19 protein-coding genes are annotated in these 21,204 nt (G+C 72.1%); 11 read left to right on the top strand and 8 right to left on the bottom strand.

Going from position 1 to position 21,204, the window contains the following annotated elements:
• The first annotated feature begins 1 nt into the window (after position 1).
• The 5 genes from ACKUU6_RS05760 (at position 2) to ACKUU6_RS05740 (ending at position 4,525) form a co-directional block, all read left to right on the top strand.
• A complete protein-coding gene (locus ACKUU6_RS05760) occupies positions 2 to 1,075 on the top strand; it encodes a PDR/VanB family oxidoreductase (protein ID WP_407987358.1) in 1,074 nt (357 codons plus the stop codon).
• 3 nt (positions 1,076 to 1,078) lie between these two features.
• Entirely contained in the window at positions 1,079 to 1,912 is an 834-nt protein-coding gene (locus ACKUU6_RS05755; protein ID WP_407987357.1) for a M24 family metallopeptidase, read from the top strand.
• Positions 1,909 to 3,618, top strand: a complete 1,710-nt coding sequence (locus tag ACKUU6_RS05750; protein ID WP_407987356.1) for an SDR family oxidoreductase — start codon at positions 1,909 to 1,911, stop codon at positions 3,616 to 3,618. The genes ACKUU6_RS05755 and ACKUU6_RS05750 overlap by 4 nt, the downstream gene beginning before the upstream one ends.
• Positions 3,619 to 3,701: 83 nt before the next feature.
• The gene (locus ACKUU6_RS05745) at positions 3,702 to 3,911 is read left to right on the top strand and encodes a cold-shock protein (protein WP_407987355.1); all 210 of its coding nucleotides are present in this window, start codon (positions 3,702 to 3,704) and stop codon (positions 3,909 to 3,911) included.
• A 125-nt stretch (positions 3,912 to 4,036) separates the two neighbouring features.
• Positions 4,037 to 4,525: a DUF1203 domain-containing protein gene (locus ACKUU6_RS05740; RefSeq protein ID WP_407987354.1), complete on the top strand. Its 489-nt coding sequence runs from the start codon at positions 4,037 to 4,039 to the stop codon at positions 4,523 to 4,525.
• A gap of 4 nt (positions 4,526 to 4,529) precedes the next feature.
• On the opposite strand, the gene ACKUU6_RS05735 is transcribed toward ACKUU6_RS05740, so the two are convergent.
• The 6 genes from ACKUU6_RS05735 to ACKUU6_RS05710 all read right to left on the bottom strand — a co-directional run bounded on the left by ACKUU6_RS05735 (position 4,530) and on the right by ACKUU6_RS05710 (position 11,655).
• The gene (locus ACKUU6_RS05735) at positions 4,530 to 4,823 is read right to left on the bottom strand and encodes a hypothetical protein (protein ID WP_407987353.1); all 294 of its coding nucleotides are present in this window, start codon (positions 4,821 to 4,823) and stop codon (positions 4,530 to 4,532) included.
• Positions 4,824 to 4,922: 99 nt separating this feature from the next.
• Positions 4,923 to 6,095 (bottom strand): XdhC family protein, encoded by a 1,173-nt coding sequence (locus ACKUU6_RS05730; RefSeq protein WP_407987352.1) that lies wholly within the window; start codon positions 6,093 to 6,095, stop codon positions 4,923 to 4,925.
• 84 nt (positions 6,096 to 6,179) lie between these two features.
• Entirely contained in the window at positions 6,180 to 7,664 is a 1,485-nt protein-coding gene (locus tag ACKUU6_RS05725) for an NCS2 family permease (RefSeq protein WP_407987351.1), read from the bottom strand.
• A 264-nt stretch (positions 7,665 to 7,928) separates the two neighbouring features.
• Positions 7,929 to 10,289 carry a xanthine dehydrogenase subunit D gene (gene pucD, locus ACKUU6_RS05720; RefSeq protein ID WP_407987350.1) on the bottom strand — a complete coding sequence of 787 codons (2,361 nt, stop codon included), beginning with the start codon at positions 10,287 to 10,289 and terminating at the stop codon, positions 7,929 to 7,931.
• Positions 10,286 to 10,771: a (2Fe-2S)-binding protein gene (locus ACKUU6_RS05715; protein WP_407987349.1), complete on the bottom strand. Its 486-nt coding sequence runs from the start codon at positions 10,769 to 10,771 to the stop codon at positions 10,286 to 10,288. Before ACKUU6_RS05715 ends, pucD begins: the two co-directional genes overlap by 4 nt.
• Positions 10,768 to 11,655, bottom strand: coding sequence for an FAD binding domain-containing protein (locus ACKUU6_RS05710; RefSeq protein ID WP_403032303.1), 888 nt, complete (start codon positions 11,653 to 11,655; stop codon positions 10,768 to 10,770). The genes ACKUU6_RS05715 and ACKUU6_RS05710 overlap by 4 nt, the downstream gene beginning before the upstream one ends.
• 399 nt (positions 11,656 to 12,054) lie before the next feature.
• Here ACKUU6_RS05710 and ACKUU6_RS05705 point away from each other — a divergent pair, with 399 nt between their 5' ends.
• Positions 12,055 to 13,647: a PucR family transcriptional regulator gene (locus tag ACKUU6_RS05705; protein WP_407987348.1), complete on the top strand. Its 1,593-nt coding sequence runs from the start codon at positions 12,055 to 12,057 to the stop codon at positions 13,645 to 13,647.
• Positions 13,648 to 13,708: 61 nt separating this feature from the next.
• Here the strand turns inward: ACKUU6_RS05705 and ACKUU6_RS05700 are convergent, their stop codons facing one another.
• Positions 13,709 to 14,830 carry an alpha/beta hydrolase gene (locus tag ACKUU6_RS05700; protein WP_407987347.1) on the bottom strand — a complete coding sequence of 374 codons (1,122 nt, stop codon included), beginning with the start codon at positions 14,828 to 14,830 and terminating at the stop codon, positions 13,709 to 13,711.
• A 291-nt stretch (positions 14,831 to 15,121) separates the two neighbouring features.
• Between ACKUU6_RS05700 and ACKUU6_RS05695 the strand changes: the two genes are divergently transcribed.
• The 5 genes from ACKUU6_RS05695 to ACKUU6_RS05675 all read left to right on the top strand — a co-directional run bounded on the left by ACKUU6_RS05695 (position 15,122) and on the right by ACKUU6_RS05675 (position 19,526).
• Positions 15,122 to 16,102 (top strand): substrate-binding domain-containing protein, encoded by a 981-nt coding sequence (locus ACKUU6_RS05695; RefSeq protein ID WP_407992048.1) that lies wholly within the window; start codon positions 15,122 to 15,124, stop codon positions 16,100 to 16,102.
• The gene (locus ACKUU6_RS05690; RefSeq protein WP_407987346.1) at positions 16,099 to 17,118 is read left to right on the top strand and encodes an ABC transporter permease; all 1,020 of its coding nucleotides are present in this window, start codon (positions 16,099 to 16,101) and stop codon (positions 17,116 to 17,118) included. Before ACKUU6_RS05695 ends, ACKUU6_RS05690 begins: the two co-directional genes overlap by 4 nt.
• Entirely contained in the window at positions 17,115 to 17,891 is a 777-nt protein-coding gene (locus ACKUU6_RS05685) for an ATP-binding cassette domain-containing protein (RefSeq protein WP_407987345.1), read from the top strand. Before ACKUU6_RS05690 ends, ACKUU6_RS05685 begins: the two co-directional genes overlap by 4 nt.
• 16 nt (positions 17,892 to 17,907) lie before the next feature.
• A complete protein-coding gene (locus ACKUU6_RS05680) occupies positions 17,908 to 19,053 on the top strand; it encodes an ROK family glucokinase (RefSeq protein WP_407987344.1) in 1,146 nt (381 codons plus the stop codon).
• 92 nt (positions 19,054 to 19,145) lie between these two features.
• Entirely contained in the window at positions 19,146 to 19,526 is a 381-nt protein-coding gene (locus tag ACKUU6_RS05675) for a hypothetical protein (RefSeq protein WP_407987343.1), read from the top strand.
• Between the two features lie 16 nt (positions 19,527 to 19,542).
• Here the strand turns inward: ACKUU6_RS05675 and ACKUU6_RS05670 are convergent, their stop codons facing one another.
• Complete coding sequence (locus ACKUU6_RS05670) at positions 19,543 to 21,150, bottom strand: CocE/NonD family hydrolase (RefSeq protein ID WP_407987342.1); 1,608 nt, start codon at positions 21,148 to 21,150, stop codon at positions 19,543 to 19,545.
• Positions 21,151 to 21,204 lie beyond the last annotated feature (54 nt).

The following is a 21,204-nucleotide window of genomic DNA, read 5'->3' as shown; positions in this document are numbered from 1 at the left end:
GATGGACCTCGAAGCGTTGCCGCCCGACCTGTACGGCCGTCCCGGGCCGGACGGCTTCCTGCGGCGGATGACCGCCTTCGCCGACTGGTACGACCCGTTGATGGGCCGGCCCGGCCTGCGGCGCAGCCCGCGCCGCCCTGGCCCGAGGCCGACGCCGCCGCTCCACCTGGTGGTCACCGTGCACCGGTCGATCGCCGAGGACGTGGTCGAGCTGCGGCTCGGCGACCCCGGCGGCAGCCCGCTGCCCGCCTGGCAGCCCGGCGCGCGGATCGAACTGACCCTGCCGTCCGGCCTGGTGCGGCACTACTCCCTGTGCGGCGACCCCGCCGACCGGAGCAGCTACCGGATCGCGGTCCGCCGCCTCCCGGCGGGCGGTGGCGGGTCGACGGAGATCCACGACCGCCTGCATCCGGGTGTCCGCCTCGCCGCCCGCCGGCCCCGGAACGGCTTCGCGTTCTGTGCCGAACCGGCCGTGCTGCTGCTGGCCGGCGGAATCGGCATCACCCCGCTGCTGCCGATGGCCCGGCAGGCCCAACACCTGGGCCTCGACTGGCGGTTGGTGCACGCCGGCCGCAGCGCCGCATCGATGCCGTTCACCGAGGAGCTGCGCGCCCTGGACCCGTCCCGGGTCGAGTTCCTGACCGAGCCCGCCTCCGCCGCCGAGCTGTTGGCCCGCGCCCCGCACGGCGCGGCGGTGTACTGCTGCGGTCCGGCCCCGATGCTGGCCGCCGTCCAGCGGGCGTACGACCCGACCGTCACCAGGGCGCTGCACTTCGAGCGCTTCGGCGCCGCCCCGATCCTGGACGGACAGCCGTTCACCGTCCGACTGGGCGAGAGCGGGGAGCAGGTGACCGTCCCCGCCGACCGCTCCGCACTCGACGTGCTGCGTGAGGTCCGGCCCGGACTCCCGTACTCCTGCCACCAGGGCTTCTGTGGCACCTGCAAGGTGCGGCTGACCGGCGGCACCCCCGTCCACCGCGACCGCAGGCTCACCGAGGGGGACCGGGCGGCGGGGGCGTTCCTGCCCTGCGTCTCCCGGGCCGCCGAGGGCGAGACCCTGGTACTGGAGGTCTGACCGATGACGTTCCCCTTCACCGAGCACGACCTCACCCGCTTCCGCGAGACCCAGCAGCTCGCGTACCACTGCGCCGAGCAGGTGGCCGCCTGGATCGAGCCCGGGGTGACCGAGCGGCAGGCCACCGGCAAGCTGCGCCGGTGCCTGGTCGACGCCGGTGTGCAGGACTTCTTCCACGTGCCGTTCGCCTGGTTCGGCGACCGGACGGCGTTCCGGCACTTCCACACCCCGCTGCAGTTCTTCGCGGGCAGCCGGAAGCTCGAGGAGGGCATGCCGTACGTGCTGGACTGCGCGCCGGTGGTCGACGGCTACACGGCCGACATCGGCTACGGCGGCAAGGTCGGCGAGAACCCCGTCTGGGACCGGCTGGCCGCCGACCTGAAGGTCTACCGGGAGCTGATCCTGCGTGAGGTGCGGGCCCGGAAGCCGCTGAACGAGATCTACACCGCCGTGGACGCCCAGATCGCCGCGCACGGCTACGACAACCGCCACCGGGTCTACCCGGGCCGGGTGATCGGCCACCAGGTGACCCGGACGACCGCGCGCGGCCCGGCCGGGGTGAACCTGTTCGGCTTCGGCGTGCGTACACTCCAGACGCTCGGCCGGGAGCTGATCAGCGAGCGGCTGCACGGCCGGTCACCGCTCTGGGCCGACGGTCGCTCCTCCCGGCACGCGCCGACGCCGGGGATCTGGGCGGTCGAGCCGCACATCGGCTTCCGCGAGGTCGGGATCAAGTTCGAGGAGCTGCTGGTCGTGACGGACGACGACGCCTACTGGCTCGACGACGACCTGCCGCACGTCCGCCGCTGGACCACCACCGAGGGAGCAGCCCGATGATCCGCCGCCGTACCGTCGACTCCGGCGGCCTGCCGCTCGCCGTCTTCGAGCAGGGCGACCCCGCCCGTCCCACCGTGATCCTGGTGCACGGCTACCCCGACACCCACGTGGTCTGGGACGACATCGCCGAGGACCTGGCCGCCGACCACCACGTGGTGCGCTACGACGTGCGCGGCGCGGGTGAGTCCGGCGTCCCGGCCGGGCGGAGCGGGTACCGGCTGGAGCACCTCGGCGCCGACCTGTTCGCGGTCGCCGACGCGGTCAGCCCGGACGCGCCCGTGCACGTGGTCGCGCACGACTGGGGTTCGGTGCAGTCCTGGGAGGCCGTCACCGAACCCGGCGCCGAGCAGCGGATCGCCTCGTACACCACGATGTCCGGGCCCTGCCTGGACCACCTGGGCTTCTGGATGCGCAAGCGGTTCCGCCGTCCGACGCCCCGTCACCTGCGCCAGCTGCTGGTGCAGGGCGCGCACTCCTGGTACATCACCGCCTTCCACCTGCCGCTGCTCGCCCCCGCCACCTGGAAGCTCTGGCTGGCCAAGTCCTGGCCCCGGGTGCTGCGCGACCTGGAGGCGGTCAACCCCCGCCCCGGGCACCCGCAGGCGACCCTGGAGCAGGACGCGGTGCGCGGCATCGAGCTGTACCGGGCCAACATGCGGCCGACCATCCGCAGCCCGCGCGAGCGGTACACCGAGGTGCCCGTCCAGCTGCTCACGCTGAGCCGGGACCACTACGTGAACGAGTTCCTCTCCGAGGGTCTGGAGCACTGGGCACCCCGGCTGACCCGGCGCACCGTCAGCGGCACCCACTGGTCGGCGCTGCTCGAGCACGGCCCGGTGGTCGCCTCGCACGTCCGGGACTTCGTCGGGGCGGTCGCCGCGGGCTCCGAACCCGAGGCGACCGGCGAGCTGGTGGTGATCACCGGCGCCGGCAGCGGCATCGGCCGGGCCACCGCGCTGGCCTTCGCCGCCGAGGGGGCGCGGGTGGTGGTCTGCGACCTGGACCTCGAATCGGCCGTCCGCACCGCCGAGTTGTGCACCCTGAGCGGGGGCCACGGGTACGCGTACCCGCTGGACGTCAGCGACGGAGCGGCCTTCGACGCCTTCGCCCAGCAGATCGCCGCCGAGCACGGTGTGCCCGACGTCCTGGTCAACAACGCCGGCATCGGCCACTCCGGCACCTTCCTGCAGACCACCGAGAAGGAGTGGCAGCGGGTCCTGGACGTCAACCTCTGGGGCGTCATCCACGGCTGCCGGGCCTTCGGCACGCTGATGGCCGAGCGCGGCCACGGCGGACACATCGTCAACCTCGCCTCGGCCGCGGCCTACCTGCCCTCCAAGGCGCTCGCCGCGTACGCCACCAGCAAGGCCGCCGTCCGGATGCTCTCCGACTGCCTGCGCGCCGAACTCGCCGCCTCCGGCGTGGGCGTCTCGGCGATCTGCCCCGGCCTGGTCAACACCAACATCACCCGCACCTCCACCTTCTCCGCCACCACCGCCGACGAACAGGCCGCCAAGCAGGAACGGGCCGCGAAGCTCTACGCCCGGCGCAACTTCCCGCCCGAGAAGGTCGCCGCCGAGATCGTCCGTGCGGTCCGGCGCAACAAGGCCCTGGTCCCGGTGACCGCGGAGGCCAAGGGCGCCCACCTGCTCAGCCGGCTCGCCCCCGGTCTGCTCCGCCTCGCCGCCCGGCTCAACGTCACCTGAGGGCGTGTCAGAGCACTCCGTAGGGTGGGGTGTTTGGTACTCCTGGTGAGGACCGAACACCCCATCCGCCGAGGAGACGCACCATGGCCACCGGCACCATCAAGACCTGGCACGCCGACCACGGGTACGGGACGCTGGTCCCCGACGACGGCGGTCCCGAGCTGATCGTCTACTACGACTCCCTGGAGATCCCCGGCGTCGACCGCCGCCTCCCCGACGGCCAGCGGGTCTCCTACGAGGCCACCGTGCAGGAGGACCGCCAGGTGGCGGAGAAGGTGCGGCCGCTGGGGTGATCCGGGAAGTGACGGACCGTCTGACCTGTGAAGGTCGGTTCCGGGTTTCGCCTCGCTGCCGCCGGCTGAACGCGACGTCGTGAATCCGCCGGTCGTCGGGTCCCGGTGGCGGCAGGCTGGCGGTCATGAACCTACGGATCAACCCCATCGACGCCGAGACCTGCGCCCGCCTGCGTGAGCTGGACGACGCGGGCCGCCCACCGGTCGAGTCGGTGGACATCACCGGCGGCGCCCCGCTGCGCTGCTGCCTCACCCGCGCCTGCCCCGGCGACCGGATCGCCCTGGTCTCGTACGCCCCGCTCGCCCGCTGGGCAGCCGAGACCGGAGCCGACCCCGGCCCGTACGACGAACGCGGCCCGGTCTTCATCCACGCCACCCCGTGCGTCGGCCCCGCCGAGGGCTGGCCCGTCGGCATGCACACCGGCCCCCGCGTCCTGCGCGCCTACGACGCGGACGGCCGCATCCTGGGCGGCCGCCTGGTCCGGCCCGCCGAGGCCGCCGCCGGGGCGGCCGACCTGCTCGCCGCCCCGGGGGTGGCCGTGCTGCACGTCCGGGCGGTCGAGTTCGGCTGCTTCATGCACGAGGTCCGCCGCGGTCAGGGCGCGACTGCGTGACGGCTCAGCTGCCGTTGACGATGTCCAGGCCCTTGGCGAGGTCGTCGGCGTTCATGCACGGGGTGACGGTGACCTCGGCATTGAGTTCCCAGAGCGGTTCGATGAGCGGGACCAGCGAGTACTCGTTGGGAATGTCCGCGAACAGGTAGGCGCAGCGGCGGCCGGCCGTGGGGGCGAAGTACGCCGCCTCGGGCTTGAGGGTGGCCATAATGCCCTGGAGGGCCTTGGGCATGGTGCCGTCGGCGATCAGACGGTTGGCTGTTCCGGTGTCGAACTCGACCTGGATGAGAGTACGCATGGTGCTGCACCTTTCGTCACCTGGGAGGGTGACGGGCCGTCGGCCTGTCCTTGCCGTTCCAGCGTCTCGCGCGCCACCGGGGGACGCCATCCGGGTGAGTCAGGCGGCGGTGGCCGCGGTCTGCTCGGCGGTCCGGGTGAGGTCGTGGTGGATCGGGCCGTCGCCCGCCGAGAGCGGGAGGCAGGAGCCGCCTCGGCGGTGGGCGACGATCTCGGCGGCGACCGAGACGGCGGTCTCCTCGGGGGTACGGGCGCCGAGGTCGAGGCCGATCGGGGAGCGCAGGCGCCCGATCTCGGTCTCGGTCAGACCGACCTCGCGGAGGCGGGCGTTGCGGTCGCGGTGGGTCTTGCGGGAGCCCATGGCACCGACGAAGGCGACCGGCAGCCGCAGTGCGCGTTCCAGCAGCGGGATGTCGAACTTGGCGTCGTGGGTCAGGACGCACAGGACGGTCCGGCCGTCGATCGCGGCGAGCTGGGAGTCCAGGTAACGGTGCGGCCAGTCGACCACGACCTCGTCCGCCTCGGGGAAGCGCCGCTCGGTGGCGAAGACCGGACGGGCGTCGCAGACGCTGACCCGGTAGCCGAGGAACTTGCCGATCCGCACCACCGCCGCCGCGAAGTCGATCGCGCCGAAGACCAGCATCCGGGGCGCGGGCACGTACGACTCGATGAAGAAGGTGACGGTGCCCTGGGCCTCATCGTCACAGGGGCGGCCGTCCAGGCCGAGCACCAGCTGCCCGGTGCGGCCCGCGTCCAGCATGGCCCGCGCCTCGGCGACGGCGGCGCGTTCCAGTGCGGCCGTGGTGGAGGGGGAGGGGGTGAGCGAGCCGTGGTGGGTGTCGGCGGTGACGGCGACGGTGGCGCCGAGCAGCGCGCCCGGGCCGGCCACGATCCGGGCCAGGGCGACCGGGGTGCCGGAGGCGATGTAGGTGATGCCCGCGTCGAGCGCGGCGTCGGCGCCGGGGACCATCGGCTGGACGAAGACGTCCAGCACGCCGCCGCAGGTGAGGCCGACCGCGAAGGCGTCCTCGTCGCTGTAGCCGAACCGCTCCAGGACAGGGGTGCCGGAGGCGATGGCGTCCCGGCAGAGCTCGTACACCGCGCCCTCGACGCAGCCGCCGGAGACCGAGCCGATCGCCTCGCCGGCCGCGTCCACCGCGAGCGCGGCACCCGGGTCGCGCGGCGCGCTGCCGGAGACGCCGACCACGGTGGCCACGGCGAAGGAGCGCCCGGAGGAGTGCCAGGCCAGCAGCTGCTCGGCGATGTCCTGCATGTCGGGGACTCCTCAACTGAAGCGAAGGGGAAGGACGGACAGCCGCCGTGCGAGGGCCGGGACCCCCGCACAGCGGCTCTGGTACTAGTGAACTCCCAGCCAGGCCTTGATCGGGGTGAGCGCGAAGTAGACCAGGAAGACACCGGTGAGGACCCACATCAGCGGACCGGGCTCACGCCACTTGCCGCGGCCCGCCTTGATCACGCAGTAGGTGATGACACCGGCCGCGACACCGGCGGTGATGCTGTAGGTGAACGGCATCAGGACGCAGGTGAGGAAGGCCGGGATGGCGACCTCGCGGTCGGCCCAGTCGATGTGCCTGGCCTGGCTCATCATCATGGAGCCGATCACCACCAGGGCGGCCGAGGCCACCTGGACCGGCACGATGCCGGCGAGCGGGGTGAAGAAGAGCATCAGCGTGAAGACGCCACCGGTGACCACGGAGGCCAGACCGGTCCTGGCACCCTCGCCGACGCCGGTCGCGGACTCGACGAAGACGGTCTGCCCGGAGGCACCCGCCACACCGCCGATGGCGCCGCCGGCACCGTCCACGAAGAGCGCCTTGCTCAGGCCGGGCATCCGGCCCTGCTTGTCGGCCAGACCGGCCTCGGTGCCGACGCCGATGATGGTGGCCATCGCGTCGAAGAAGCCGGCCAGCACCAGGGTGAAGACGGCGACCGAGGCGGAGATGGCGCCCATGCCCTGGCTGCCGAAGGCGCCGAACAGGTCGACGTGGCCGAACAGGCCGAAGTCGGGGCTGTCCACCGGGCCGCCGGTGGGCCACTTCGGCACCTGGAGGCCCCAGACCTTGTCGTCCAGACCGGCGGCCGCGTTCACGATGAAGGCGATCACGGTGCCGGCCGCGAGGCCGATCAGGATCGCGCCCCGGGTGTTGCGGACCAGCAGCACGAAGATGGTGAGCAGGGTGACCGCGAAGATCAGCACCGGCCAGCCGGAGAGTTCGCCGGTGGGGCCGAGCGAGAGCAGCGGGCCCTTGCCCTGGAAGACGAAGCCCGCCTTGTTCAGACCGATCAGGGCGATGAACAGGCCGATGCCTATGGTGATCGCATGCTTGATCGGCAGCGGGATGCCGTTCATGATCTTCTCGCGCAGGCCGGAGACGACCAGCAGCACGATGGCCGCGCCGTAGATCACGCAGAGGCCGAAGGCCTGTTCCCACGTGGTGTGCGGGACGACGATCGCCGAGATCGCGCCGGAGACCGAGAGCCCGGCGGCGGCGGCCAGCGGTACGTTGCCGACCACGCCGAGCAGGATCGTGGTCACGGCGGCGGCGAGCGCGGTGGCCGTGGTGAGCTGCGCGTGGTCCAGGTGCACCCCGTTCTTGTCGGCGCCGCCGAGCAGGATCGGGTTGAGCAGCAGGATGTAGGCCATCGCCATGAAGGTGGTGAGGCCACCGCGGAGCTCGTTGCCGAAGGTCGAGCCGCGCGCCGAGATCTTGAAGTAGGCGTCCAGCGCGTTCTTCGGCGGGTTCGCCTCGGACGGCGTGAGGGAGTCGTCCGTGGCGGGTCTGTCGTCAGTGGTGCCGGGCTCCGTGGAGATCCGGGTCATGTCCACTCCCAAGGTTCAAAGGGGGTTGGGGTGGGCGAGCCGACCTGATTTGCCGGTTGGAGGAGGCACAGGGGGACTGTTCGACTCACGAGGTACGCACTCAAGCGGTGCGGGGTGGTACGCACTGCTGCAGAACCCCGGCGTGGGAGAGGCGGCAGCGATGGTGCTTGATGGCGTGTCAACTGTTGTGCTGCTGTGCGGTGGTGCTGTGGTGCGCCCCGGGGCGGCGGGGAAGACGGTCGCCGCCCCGGGGAGGCTGGGTGGCTAGAGCGTCCCGGTGAGGTGCTCCGGCCGGACCGGGATCCGGTTCAGGGCGATCCCCGTGGCGGCCCGGATCGCGGCGACGATCGAGGGCGTGGCGGAGACGGTGGGGGCCTCGCCGACGCCGCGCAGTCCGTACGGGGCGTTCGGGTCGGGGAGTTCGAGGATCTCCACCGGGATCGGCGGGGTGTCCAGGATGGTGGGGATCAGGTAGTCGGTGAAGGAGGCGTTGCGCACCTTCCCGTCCTTGACCACGATCTCCTCCATCACGGCCAGGCCGAGCGCCTGGGTGACGCCGCCCTGGATCTGGCCGACCACGGAGAGCGGGTTGAGCGCCTTGCCGACGTCCTGGACGGCGGTCAGCTCGACCACCTTGACCAGGCCCAGGTCGACGTCCACGTCCACCACCGCGCGGTTGGCGCAGAAGGTGTACTGGACGTGGCCGAAGCCCTGCCCGGTCTCCTTGTCGAACGGGACGGTCGGGCGGTGATGGTGCTCGCGGGTGAGGTCGATGGCCTCGTCGCCGAGCAGGTCCACCATCGACACCAGCACGCCGCCGGTCTCGGAGACCACCTTGCCGCCGACCAGGTCGATGTCCTTGTGGGTCCAGCCGTAGCGTCGGCGGCCCTTGGTGATCAGCGCCTGCTTGACCGCCTCGGCGGCCAGCTTCACCGCACCACCGGTCATGTAGGTCTGCCGCGATGCGGAGGTCGAACCGGCCGACCCCACCTCGGTGTTGGCCGGGTGGATGGTGACCTGCTCGACCCCTAGCTCGGTCCTGGCGATCTGGGCGTGCACGGTGACGCCGCCCTGGCCGACCTCGGCCATCGCGGTGTGCACCATGGCGACCGGCTCGCCGCCGATGACCTCCAGGCGGACCCGGGCGGTGGAGTAGTCGTCGAAGCCCTCGGAGAAGCCCACGTTCTTGATGCCGACCGAGTACCCGACGCCGCGCACGATGCCCTCGCCGTGCGAGGTGTTGGACAGCGCGCCCGGGACCTGGCGGATGTCCAGGTTGTCCAGGTCGAGCGGCGGCGGCAGCGGCATGTCCTTGACCCGCTGGAGCAGCTCGGCGACCGGGGCCGGCGAGTCGATCCGCTGTCCGGTGGGCATGTGGTCGCCCTCGGCCATCGCGTTCAGCTGCCGCAGCTCGACCGGGTCCATGCCCAGTTCGGCCGCCAGCTTGTCCATCTGCGACTCGTAGCCGAAGGCCGCCTGCACCGCGCCGAAGCCGCGCATCGCGCCGCAGGACGGGTTGTTGCTGTAGAGCGCGATCGCGTGCATCCGCACGTTCGGGATCACGTACGGGCCGTGGCCCAGCGAGGCGGCGTTGCCGACCACGGCGGGGGAGGCGGAGGCGTACGCGCCGCCGTCCAGCACGATCCGGGCGTCGGCGTAGACCAGCTTGCCGTCGCGGGTGGCGCCGTGCTCGTAGTACATCTTGGCCGGGTGGCGGTGCACGTGGCCGAAGAAGGACTCGTCCCGGGCGTAGACGATCTTGACCGGCTTGCCGGTGTGCATCGCCAGCAGCGAGGCGTGGATCTGCATCGAGAGGTCCTCGCGGCCGCCGAAGGCACCGCCGACACCCGCCAGGGTGAGCCGGACCTTCTCCTCGGGCAGGCCCAGGACGGGCGCCATCTGCTCGCGGTCCACGTGCAGCCACTGCGTGGCCACGTAGAGGTCGATGCCGCCGTCCTCGGCGGGCACCGCGAGGCCGGACTCCGGGCCCAGGAAGGCCTGGTCCTGCATGCCGACCTCGTAGTGGCCGCTGACCACCACCTCGGCCAGCGCGCGGACCTCGTCGGTCACGCCGAGGCCGGAGACCAGCTTCTGCTCGTGGCAGATGTTGTCGTACCCGTGCGACTTGTACTCGTGCGGCTCGTGCACGTAGCCGTGGGTCTGCGGGTCGAGGCACTGCTCCTCGGTGACGATCGGGGTGAGCACCTCGTACTCGACCTTGATCTTCTTCACCGCGCGGCGGGCGGTCTCCGGGTGGTCGGCCGCGACCAGCGCGATCGCCTCACCGTGGTAGCGGACCTTGTCGATGGCCAGGGCCGGCTGGTCCTGGATCTCCAGGCCGTAGTACTTCGAGCCGGGGATGTCCTGGTGGGTCAGCACCGCGTAGACGCCGGGCACCTTGAGCGCCTCGGAGATGTCCACGCTCAGCAGGTTGGCCCGCGGGTGCGGCGAACGCAGCGCCATGCCCCAGAGCATGTCCTCGTGCCACATGTCGGAGGAGTACGCGAACTCGCCCCTGACCTTCAGGTTGCCGTCGGGGCGCAGCGGCGAGCCGCCGATGCCGTCGGGGCTCGACGTGCGGATGTTCTGCAGGTTCTTCTGGCCCTGGATGGTGCGAGTGCTCATTCGGAGGCCGCCTTCGCGCACTTGCGGGCGGAAGCCAGCCGCACCGCGTCCATGATCTTCTCGTAACCGGTGCAGCGGCACAGGTTGCCCGACAGCGCCTCGCGGATGTCGTTGTCGCTGGGCTGCGGCTCGCTGTCGAGCAGCGCGTCGGTCTGCACCAGCAGGCCGGGGGTGCAGAAACCGCACTGGACGGCGCCGGCGTCGATGAACGCCTGCTGGACCAGGCCCAGCTCGCCGTTCTCCTCGGCCAGGCCCTCGACGGTGCGGACCTCGCGGTCCTGCACCTGACCGGCCGCGACCAGACAGGAACAGACCGGGGTGCCGTCCAGGTAGACCGTGCAGGAGCCGCACTCGCCCTGCTCGCAGGCGTTCTTCGAGCCCGGCAGGCCGACCCGCTCGCGCAGGACGTAGAGCAGGCTCTCGCCCTCCCAGACGTCGTCGGCCTCGACCGGCTTGCCGTTGGCGGTGAATGTGACCCTCATGCCGCGCTCCTGATCTGCTTGCTGTAGTCGTTCCAGGTCCAGGTCAGCGTGCGGCGGGCCATCACGGCCAGCGAGTGCCGCCGGTAGTCGGCGGTGCCCCGGACGTCGTCGATCGGCGAGGCGGCGGCCTTCACCAGCTCGCCGAACCGCTGGATCACCTCGGCGCCCAGCAGGTCGCCCGACTCCCACAGGCCGCGCTCGGCGAGCACGCCCTGCAGGTACTCCTCGGCCTCCACGGCGCGGCGCGGCGTGGGGGCAGCCGAACCGATCCCGGTACCGACCGTCCCGTTCTTCGGGTGCAGCGCGAAGCCGAACGCGCAGACCGCGATGACCATCGCGTTCCGGGTGCCGATCTTCGAGAACTGCTGCGGCCCGTCCGCGACCGGGATGTGGACGGCGCGGATCAGCTCGTCCTGCTCCAGGCTGTTGCGCTTCACCCCGACGTAGAACTCGTCGATCGGGATCATCCGGGTGCCGCGCACCGAGGCCGCCTCGACGAAGACGTCTCGTCCGGCGGCGAGCAGCGCGGGGTGCGCGTCACCGGCGGGCGAGGCGCCGCCGAGGTTGCCGCCGACGCCACCGCGGTTGCGGATCTGCGGCGAACCGACGGTGTGCGAGGCGAGCGCGAGACCGGGGAGGGGCCCGGACAGCTCATCGATGATCCGGGTGTAGGGCACGGAGGCGCCGAGCCTGACGACGTCGCCGTCGTTCGACCACTCGGTCAACTCGGTGATGCGGTTCAGGTCGAGAATCGCGGATGGCCGGTGCACGTCGAAGTTCATCTCGACCATGACGTCCGTACCGCCCGAGATCGGCAGCGCGGTCGGGTACTCAGCCTTCGCCGCGAGCGCCTCGTCCCAGGTGGCGGGCCGAAGGAACTCCATGCGGGTCTCTCCTCAAGTCGATGCCGGCCGGACAGTGGGCACAGTGCCCGGTATTCGGTGTATCGGACCTTGCTACCGCCTCGTTGCCTCGGCGTTGAGTCCTGGTCACCGGGGTGTGTCCGGCGGCGTGTTGCCAGTGAACCGCCGACGGCTCTCCCGGAGGCAGTCACCGATGGCATGAAGCCTTCGCCTCGGTGTCGCCCGGCATCCTGTACGTTCCTCTAAGGCGGACAATTGCCCTGTCCAGCGAAGTACGCGCCCCAGTTACGACCGTAATCCGGCCGTGATTCGGAAGCTACGGGGCCGTGACCCGGTGCAGGGTTGATACGTAACACCGATGGCTCGGACTCGGGCACACTGTCCCCCCGAAACCCCCTGTTCAGACGAAGGAGCCCGCGGATGCGCGTCCGAGACCTGCTCGCCCCCGGGGCCCCGCGGCTGCGGCTGCTCGCCGCCGAGGACGAGCTCGACCGGCAGGTCAGCGGCGTGATGACGACCGACCTGCACGACCCGGGCCGCTACCTGCACGGCGGCGAACTGGTGCTCACCGGCATGCTCTGGCGGACCGGCCCCGAGGACTCCGAGCGCTTCGTGCGCACCATCGTGGCGGGCGGCGCGGTGGCGTTGGCGGCCGGTGAGGCCGAGGTCGGTCCGGTGCCCGAGGACCTGGTGGACGCCTGCCGCCGGCACCGGATGCCGCTGCTCGCGGTGCCCGACGACATCGCCTTCGGCACCGTCACCGAGTTCATCGGCAGACAGGTCTCGGCCGACCGGGCCGCCGACCTGGCCGCGCTGGTCGACCGGCACCGGCTGCTGGTGTCCGCCGCCGGTGGCGGCGGACTTGACGCCGTGTTGGAACTGCTCGGCGGCGACATCGACCTGGACTGCTGGGTGCTCGCGCCCACCGGCCGGGTGATCGCCGGACCCGCCGAACGGCTCTCCGCCGAGGACCGCGACCAGCTGGTCCGGGCCCACCTGGCGGCCCAGCGCCAGCGCCGCCGCCCCCCGCACCGGGCCCGGCTCGCCGGCGGCTCGTACTCGCTGCTGCCCGCCCCGGCCTCCACCGAGGCGGAGGCCTCGCTCGCCGACTGGGTGCTCGCGGTCGCCGGGGACGTCACCGAATGGACCGGCAAGCGCCAGCAGTTGGCCGACAACCTGGCCCGGCTGGCCGCCGCCGAACGCACCCGCAGGGACGAGGGCCGCCGACTGCGCCGCCGGCTGGCCGACGAGGTGCTGACGCTCCTTCAGCGCGACGCCGACCCGGCCGAGATCAGCCGCACGCTGTACGCCTCCTCGGCGATGGCTGCCCGGTACGAGGGTGACCCGGTGGGGCCCGTGGTGAACGAGGGGTCCTGGTTGGTGCTGAGCGCGGAAGGGACGGGACTGCCTGACGGTGCGGTACGTTCGATCCTGGAGGAAGCTCTCACCGACGCCTCCGACCGCGCCCTGGTCGCCGGAGCGGGCACCGGTGCCGTGGTGGTGCTGCCCGCACCCGGCACCGCCGTGCCCGCCGACGCCCTGCGTGACCTGCTCGCCCCGCTGGAGGCCGGGCTCGGCTCGGAGGGCCGGATCACCCTCGGCGTCTCCGCCCCCGCCGCCGAGGCGGGCGGTCTGCGCGGCGCTCTGGAGGAGGCCAGGCACGCCCGCCGGATCGCCGCCGCCCGGGTGGGCCGGATCTGCGTGGCCGGCCCGGAGGAGCTCGCCTCGCACGTGCTGCTGCTGGCCGCGGTGCCGGACGAGGTCCGCCGCGCCTTCCGCAGCCGCCTGCTCGACAAGGTGATCGCGTACGACATCGAGCACCAGGCCGACCTGGTCCGCACCCTGGAGGCGTTCCTCCGCTCGGACGGCTCCTGGACACGCTGCGCCGCCCAGCTGCACGTGCACGTCAACACGCTGCGCTACCGGATCGGCCGGATCGAGGAACTGACGGGCCGTGACCTGTCGCGGCTGGAGGACCGGGTGGACTTCTACCTGGCGCTCGAACTGGCCTGAGCCGGGCGGGAACGGCGACGGGCCCGCCGGGTGAACCGGCGGGCCCGTCCGTGACGGAGCGTCAGTGGTTGGCCGGGATGATCGTGGTCAGCCATTTGAAGACGTCGGGGACCATCGGCTTCCAGACGTCGCTGGAGTGGGCGCCGATGCTCTCCACGGCGTTGACGGTGGTGGGGGCCTTCGCGACCGCCTTGAGGGCGAGCGCGGCCTCGTAGCCGTCCCCCTTGTTGCCGCTGAGGTAGAAGGCGACCTTGGGGGGCTGGGCGGCGTTCTTCAGGATGTTGAGCGGGTTGGACTTGTCCCGCAGCACCGGGTCCTTCGCGGTCAGCGAGTCGGGCTCCTGGGCCGGGTCGTTGTAGCCGGAGAGGCTGATGCTGGCGCGGTAGCGGTTGGGGTGCTCGGCGCCGAGCTTGGTGGCGCAGTGGGCGCCGGCCGAGTACCCGGCGACCGCCCAGCGGTCGGCGGAGGGGTCGGCGCGGAAGTTGTCCAGCACCATCTGCGGGACGTCGCGGGAGAGCCAGGTGTCGGCGTTGACCTTGCCGGGGATGTCGGCGCAGCCGGTGTCCTGGCCCTTGCCGAGCAGGAAGGTGCGGGGTGAGACCAGGATGAACGGCGCCACCTGGCCGCTCTCCATCAGCGGCTTGAGCTGCTCGGACACCCGCAGGGTGCCGTACCAGGTGGAGGAGGAGCCGGGGTAGCCGGGGAGCAGCTCGACCACCGGGAACTTCTTGTCCTTGAACTCGGGCTTGTCGTACTGCGGCGGGGTCCAGACCAGCACCTCGCCGTCCACCCCGGAGAGGCGGCCCTTGAGGTCGGTGCGCTTGACGTCACCGGGCACCTTGGGGTCGTCCACGCTCTTGAAGGACTGGATCACCTTCGGCTCCGAGGGCTTGCCCTTGCCGTCGCCCGCCGGGTCGTCGGGGCTGACCTGCGGCACGGCCCGGACGTGGTCGCCGGTGCCGAGCAGGTCGGACCAGTTGCCGTAGATCAGGTTGGCGTTGTTCACCATCACGAAGACCATCGTCACGGCCGTCACCTGGCAGGCCAGGATCATCACCAGTCTCGCCAGCACCTGGGCCGGCTTCGGCCCGCGCACCCGCCCCCAGAGCAGCAGCGCCGCCGCGATGGAGACCGGCACGAGGATGATCGTGCAGATGAGGAAGGGGGTGCCAGTGAGTTGCATTCAGGTTCTCGTATCCGGATCGTCCGCCGCTCCGGACCCGCGTCGCCCCGGAAGCACTTCGATGAGATCAGACGATTTCGAACGGTGGATCAGTTGCTCCCGAACCTTGGGGAAAGCTGAGAGGAACATCACACATTTCGTGAGAAACGTCTGAACGGCCTGGTCCAGTGTGCCACCCGCATGGTCGTATCCGAAGAACGGGTACAGGCCACTCCCAGCGAGTCGGCCCGTTCGAACAGCCCCGTCCTGGAAACTGTCGGAGTGTCAGACCGCCGGTTCCACCCCGCCCTCCTGCCGCTCGTGCTCCTCCTGTTGGTCACCACGGCACTGTCCGGCTGCAGCAGCACCGGCGGCCGCCGCGCCGAACAGGCCCGCAGCCGGGCCGCCAACGCCGGCGGCGCGGTCGACACGCCGCGTTGGACGGTCGCGATGGTGACCCACGCGGGCGCGGGCGACGCGTTCTGGGACACCGTCCGGAAGGGCGCCGAGCAGGCCGCCGCCAAGGACAACATCACCTTCCTGTACTCGAACGACGCGCAGACCCAGAACCAGGTGCAGCTGATCCAGGCCGCGATCGACCAGCGGGTGGACGGGCTGCTGGTCTCGCTGGCCAAGGGCGAGGCGCTGACCGACGTCCTGGCCAAGGCGAAGGCGGCCGGCATCCCGCTGATCAGCATCAACTCGGGCCAGGAGTTCTCGGCTCGGTTCGGCGCGCTCACCCACATCGGCCAGGACGAGGGCACGGCGGGCCGGGCGGCCGGCACCGAGCTGGGCAGGCGCGGGCGGAAGTCGGTGCTCTGCGTGATCCACGAGCAGGGCAACGTCGGCCAGGAGCAGCGCTGCGGCGGCGCCAAGGGCGCCTTCAACGGCACCCTGCAGACCCTGTACGTGGACGGGGTGAACCTGCCCGACGCCCGGGCCGCGATCGCCGCCAAGCTCCAGGCCGACCCGGCGGTGGACACCGTCCTCACCCTCAGCGCCCCGCTGGCCGCGACCGGCCTGCAGTCGGTCCAGGACGCCCACCGGGCGGTCGAGCTGGACACCTTCGACCTCGGCACCCAGGTGGTGACCGGTCTCCAGGCGGGGACGGTCGGCTTCGCGGTGGACCAGCAGCCCTACCTCCAGGGATACGAGGGCGTGGACCTGCTCTGGCTCCGACGCTACAACCTGGACGTGCTGGGCGGCGGCGGCCCGGTGTTGACCGGCCCGCAGATCCTCACCAAGGACGACGCGGCCGCGCTGGCCACGTACGTCGCCCGGGGGACCCGATGAGCACCGACCTGCTGGTCTCCAGGCCGCCCGGCAGGCACCGGCGGGTCCGCCCCGAGCTGGGCGCGGCGCTGGCGGCCGTCGCAGTGCTGCTGTTCTTCTCGGTGGTGGCCGACAGCTTCCTGCGGGCCTCCTCGATCGGCACCGTGCTGTACGCCGCCTCGACCATCGGCATCATGGCGGTGCCGGTCTCGCTGCTGATGATCGGCGGCGAGTTCGACCTCTCGGCCGGCGTCCTGGTGACCACCGCCGCGCTCACCTCCTCGATGGTCAGCTACCAGCTGACCGCCGTCACCTGGGTCGGCGTGCTGGTCTCGCTGCTGGTGACGCTGGCGGTCGGCGGCTTCAACGGCTGGATGCTCGGCCGCACCCGGTTGCCCAGCTTCATCGTGACGCTCGGCACCTTCCTGATGCTGACCGGCGCCAACCTGGGCGTCACCAAATTGGTCTCCGGCACCGTCACTACCAAGCCGATCGGCGACATGCAGGGCTTCGGCTCCTGCCGCTGGCTGTTCGCCTCGGAACTGACGGTGGGTGGGATGACGGTGAAGGCCACCGTCTGGTGGTGGTTCGGCCTGGTGGCGGTGGCCTCCTGGGTGCTGCTGCGTACCCGGTACGGCAACTGGGTCTTCGCGGTCGGCGGCGACGCGGCGGCAGCCCGCGCGGTCGGCGTCCCGGTCGCCCGGACGAAGATCGGGCTGTACCTCGGAGTGGGCTTCTGCGCCTGGGTGCTGGGCCAGCACCTGCTGTTCTCCTTCGACACCGTGCAGTCCGGCGAGGGGGTCGGCAACGAGCTGATCTACATCGTGGCGGCGGTGATCGGCGGCTGTCTGATCACCGGCGGGTACGGATCGGTGCTGGGCGGGGCGCTGGGCGCGCTGATCTTCGGCATGGTCAGCAAGGGCATCGTGTACGCGCAGTGGAACCCGGACTGGTTCAAGTTCTTCCTGGGCGCGATGCTGCTGCTGGCCGCGCTGCTCAACTCCTGGGTCAAACGACGGGCGGAGCGGGGCCGGTGAACCTGTTGACACTGGAGGGCGTGGGCAAGACCTACGGCAGCGTGCGGGCGCTGGAGGGGGTCTCGCTGACGGTGCGCCAGGGCGAGATCTCCTGCGTGCTCGGCGACAACGGGGCGGGCAAGTCCACCCTGATCAAGATCATCGCTGGGCTGCACCGGCACGACGAGGGCCGGTACCTGATCGGGGATCAGGAGGTCAGGCTCGGCTCGCCCCGGCAGGCGATCGACCGGGGCATCGCCACGGTCTACCAGGACCTCGCGGTGGTCCCCCTGATGCCGGTGTGGCGGAACTTCTTCCTCGGTGCCGAACTGGGCAGCCGGTTCCGGCTCGACTCCGCCAGGATGCGGGCGGTCACCCGGGACGCGCTGGCCAGGATGGGCATCGAGCTGGCCGACGTGGACCAGCCGATCGGCACCCTCTCGGGCGGTCAGCGGCAGTGCGTGGCGATCGCCAGGGCGGTGCACTTCGGGGCCCGTGCGCTGGTGCTGGACGAGCCGACCGCCGCGCTCGGGGTCAAGCAGTCCGGGGTGGTGCTCAAGTACGTGGCGGCCGCCCGGGAGGAGGGCCTGGGCGTCGTACTGATCACCCACAACCCGCACCACGCCTACCTGGTGGGCGACCACTTCACCCTGCTCAAGCGCGGCCGGATGGCCGGTAGCCATCCGCGCGAGGAGATCACCCTGGAGCGGCTCACCACCGAGATGGCGGGCGGCTCGGAGCTGGCCGAGCTCTCGCACGAGCTCGGCCGCCCGGGCCCGGAGGCGGACCGGTGACCCCCGGCGCGCGAGGATGGATCCCGTACCTCCCCGACCCGCTGAAGGAGCACCCGTGAGCAGCCCGCAGCGCCCCGCCGTCCTGCCCACCCTGCTCGGCATCGGCCCCCGGGCCGAGCGTCGGCGCCGGGCGCTGCCCGCGAGCATCCTGCGGCTGCCGACGGTGGGGGTCGACATCGGTGGCACCAAGGTGGTGGCCGGGGTGGTGGACGGCGAGGGCAGGGTGCTGGAGCGGCTGCGCACCGACACCCCCGACAAGAGCAAGAGCCCGCGGGTGGTCGAGGACGTGATCGTCGACCTGGTGCTCCAGCTGGCGGACCGTCACGACGTGCACGCGGTCGGCGTCGGCGCGGCCGGCTGGGTGGACGCGGACCGGTCCCGGGTGCTGTTCGCCCCGCACCTGAACTGGCGGAACGAGCCGCTGCGGGACGCGCTGAGCGCCCGGTTGCGGTTCCCCGTGGTGGTGGAGAACGACGCCAACGCGGCGGCCTGGGCCGAGTGGCGGTTCGGTGCCGGGCGGGGCGAGGAGCACATGGTGATGCTCACCCTGGGCACCGGCATCGGCGGCGCCCAGGTCAGGGACGGCTACGTGGACCGGGGCCGGTACGGGCTGGCGGGGGAGTTCGGCCACATGCAGGTGGTGCCCGGCGGTCACCGCTGCCCGTGCGGGAACCGGGGCTGCTGGGAGCAGTACTCCTCCGGCAACGCGCTGGTCCGGGACGCCAGGGAGCTGGTGGCCGAGGAGTCCCCGGTGGTGCAGCCGCTGCTCGCCCTGGCGGGCGGCACGGCCGCGGGACTGACCGGCCCGCTGATCACCGAAGCGGCCCGGGGCGGCGATCCGGTGGCGACCGAGCTGCTGTACGAGGTGGGCACCTGGCTGGGCGTCGGCATCGCCAACCTGGCGGCGGCGCTCGACCCCGGGCGGTTCGTGATCGGCGGCGGCGTCTCGGAGTCGGGGGAGCTGCTGCTCGAACCGGCGCGGAGCGCCTTCAGGCGCACGCTGACCGGTCGCGGCTTCCGCCCCGAGGCGGAGATCGTGCACGCGGCGCTCGGCAACGACGCCGGTCTGGTCGGCGCGGCCGACCTGGCGAGGCAGGTGGCGCGGCGGTTCCGGACCATCAAGCGGCACCGCGTGGAGCGGGTGGCCGGCAGCGTTTCCTAACAAATACGTTTATAGACCTTCTGTGCGGCGGACGGTCGGGCTAGCATCCGCCTGTGGCAGCGACATCAAGGCTCCGGCAAGGCATCCCCCGCGTGAGCGCCGGGCGGTGGGCAGGGCTGTCGCTCTGTGCCGCCGCCGCGCTGGCCGACGGTCTGCTGCTCGGCGGCCGGTCCCTGCCCGGCGCCCTCGCCCTGCTCCTGCTGCCGGGCGCCGGGGCCCTGCTGCTGGCGGTCACCACCACGGCGAGGACCACGCTCCCGGTGACCCCCGTGCTCTCCGCCCTCCTCGCCTGCGCCCTGCTCGGCCTGGCCCTCACGGCCGGCGGCCCCGCCGCGTACGCGGCACTGGCCGCGGCCGTCCTGCTGACCGTCCTGTCGGCCGCCGCAGGCCACCGCCCCGCCCCGGCCGAACCGCTCGCGGCCGCCGACCGCGAGGACCTGCTCGACGCCTATCCGGCCGGGGCGGCCGCCTGACCGCCGACGCGGTCCGTCAGCGCAACGGGATCGAGACCCAGGACGGGTCGCTCGCCGGGGACGTGAAGGTGAGCGAGGACCAGGCCGGGTTGTGGGTGATGTAGAGCGGGTCGACGGTGTCCACCACCAGCGCGAGCCGGTGGCCGGCCGGGACGTCGTAGGCGGTGGCCTGGAGCGGGAAGTCGGCGGTGAGCGGGGCGGCGTGGTCGAGGAAGGTGTACGGGGCGTGGGTGATCAGCCTGCCGACCCCGAGGGCGTCCACGTCGTAGAGGTAGGCGACCAGGCTGCCGCGTGACGCGGACGGGGTGACGCCGAGGTGGACCCGGACGGTGCCGCGCAGCTGCTGGCGGGTCGGGTACGCCTCGGACTGCCAGACGGCCGCCACCGGGCGGGGCAGCAGCAGGACGGAGACCAGCGGCGGGAGCTTGAGGAACTGCTCGGCGAGGTTGCTGAGGAAGACCACCCCGCCGTCCGCCCCGGAGTCCAGGCCGGTGGCGACGGCGGTGCGCCAGCCGGTGCCGGCGCCGGCCGCCAGTGAGCCGGTGTTCAGCCAGTCGCGCCCGCCGAGGCCGAGCCTGCGGGTGGAGCCGGTGACGGCGGCCCAGCTGGCGTACTCCTCGTAGCCGTCCTGGAGTTGAGGCTTGAGGCGGACCGGCGCGGCCCGGTCGATGCCGTTGTCGGTGCCCTTGAGGTAGTGGTCCAGCCAGGCGTGGGTGGTGGACCAGACGTCGTTGGGCAGTCCGGCCAGCCCGGTGGCCTCGGCGGTGGCGTGGTCGCCGGGGCGCAGTTCCAGCCGCTTCGGGCCGGTCAACTTCTCGTAGAAGCCGGTCAGTTGGTTGGGCGGGAAGATCGAGTCGCCCCAGGCGTTGGCGAGCAGCACGGCGGCGCCGTTGGCGTTGATCCGGTCCAGGTGGGTCGCGGCGGAGCGCTCGGCGGCCCAGGCGCGCAGCTTGGCCTCGTTCTCGAAGTCGCTGCCGAAGAAGGCGGTCAGCTGCTCCTGGAGTTCGCTGCCCGGCCGCCCGGTGAGGTAGCCCGCCACGGCCAGCACCCCGGCGGACTGCAGGTGCTGGGTCTCGTCGCTGAACAGCGAGTCGGCCAGGTCGGCCCAGCCGCTGAGCGCGGCGACCACCTTGATCCGGGGGTCGAAGGCGGAGCCGAGCAGGCTGATCCCTGCCCCGTACGAGATCCCGGCGGCGCCGATCCGGTCCCGGTCGGCGCTGGTGTTGGCGAGGGCCCAGTCGATCACCCTGGACAGGTCGGCGACGTCGGGCGGCCCGGCCACCTCGATCCTTCCGCCCGAGCCCCAGAAGCCGCGCGGGGTGTAGCTGACCACCACGTACCCGGCGTCGGCGAACTGCTTGGCCTGGGCCAGGTACTCCAGGTCGTTGACGCCCCAGGAGGCCGGCAGCACCACCAGCGGGTGCCGGTCGGCGCCGTCGGCGGGCTCGAAGACGTTGCCCTTGAGGACGACGCCGTCCGAGCCGGGGATGTCGGTGAACCGCAGCCCGGCCTGGGCCGTCCGAGTGACCGTCAACGCCTGGGCGGCGGGCGCCTGGGCGAGCGGGGCGGTGGTGAGCAGGGCGATGGCCAGCGCGAGTGCGGCGGCGCGGTTGCGTACGGGCATGGGGGCTCCTGGCGCTGCGGGGTGGGGGTGCAGGACCTTGTGTCTGGACGGTAG

The organism is Kitasatospora sp. CMC57, assembly GCF_045866025.2.
Classification (GTDB): Bacteria; Actinomycetota; Actinomycetes; order Streptomycetales; family Streptomycetaceae; genus Kitasatospora.
The sequence above is the reverse complement of the archived record's forward strand: the minus strand, read 5'-3'. Positions and strand labels throughout refer to the sequence as shown.

Bases quoted from the DNA above. Each gene is read 5' to 3' on its own strand.
- pucD (WP_407987350.1), bottom strand. From the start codon at position 10,289: ATGAGCACTCGCACCATCCAGGGCCAGAAGAACCTGCAGAACATCCGC.
- ACKUU6_RS05705 (WP_407987348.1), top strand. From the start codon at position 12,055: ATGCGCGTCCGAGACCTGCTCGCCCCCGGGGCCCCGCGGCTGCGGCTG.
- ACKUU6_RS05740 (WP_407987354.1), top strand. From the start codon at position 4,037: ATGAACCTACGGATCAACCCCATCGACGCCGAGACCTGCGCCCGCCTG.
- ACKUU6_RS05670 (WP_407987342.1), bottom strand. From the start codon at position 21,150: ATGCCCGTACGCAACCGCGCCGCCGCACTCGCGCTGGCCATCGCCCTG.
- ACKUU6_RS05680 (WP_407987344.1), top strand. From the start codon at position 17,908: ATGGATCCCGTACCTCCCCGACCCGCTGAAGGAGCACCCGTGAGCAGC.
- ACKUU6_RS05690 (WP_407987346.1), top strand. From the start codon at position 16,099: ATGAGCACCGACCTGCTGGTCTCCAGGCCGCCCGGCAGGCACCGGCGG.
- ACKUU6_RS05735 (WP_407987353.1), bottom strand. From the start codon at position 4,823: ATGCGTACTCTCATCCAGGTCGAGTTCGACACCGGAACAGCCAACCGT.
- ACKUU6_RS05700 (WP_407987347.1), bottom strand. From the start codon at position 14,830: ATGCAACTCACTGGCACCCCCTTCCTCATCTGCACGATCATCCTCGTG.
- ACKUU6_RS05730 (WP_407987352.1), bottom strand. From the start codon at position 6,095: ATGCAGGACATCGCCGAGCAGCTGCTGGCCTGGCACTCCTCCGGGCGC.
- ACKUU6_RS05760 (WP_407987358.1), top strand. From the start codon at position 2: ATGGACCTCGAAGCGTTGCCGCCCGACCTGTACGGCCGTCCCGGGCCG.
- ACKUU6_RS05750 (WP_407987356.1), top strand. From the start codon at position 1,909: ATGATCCGCCGCCGTACCGTCGACTCCGGCGGCCTGCCGCTCGCCGTC.
- ACKUU6_RS05710 (WP_403032303.1), bottom strand. From the start codon at position 11,655: ATGGAGTTCCTTCGGCCCGCCACCTGGGACGAGGCGCTCGCGGCGAAG.
- ACKUU6_RS05755 (WP_407987357.1), top strand. From the start codon at position 1,079: ATGACGTTCCCCTTCACCGAGCACGACCTCACCCGCTTCCGCGAGACC.
- ACKUU6_RS05745 (WP_407987355.1), top strand. From the start codon at position 3,702: ATGGCCACCGGCACCATCAAGACCTGGCACGCCGACCACGGGTACGGG.
- ACKUU6_RS05715 (WP_407987349.1), bottom strand. From the start codon at position 10,771: ATGAGGGTCACATTCACCGCCAACGGCAAGCCGGTCGAGGCCGACGAC.
- ACKUU6_RS05725 (WP_407987351.1), bottom strand. From the start codon at position 7,664: ATGACCCGGATCTCCACGGAGCCCGGCACCACTGACGACAGACCCGCC.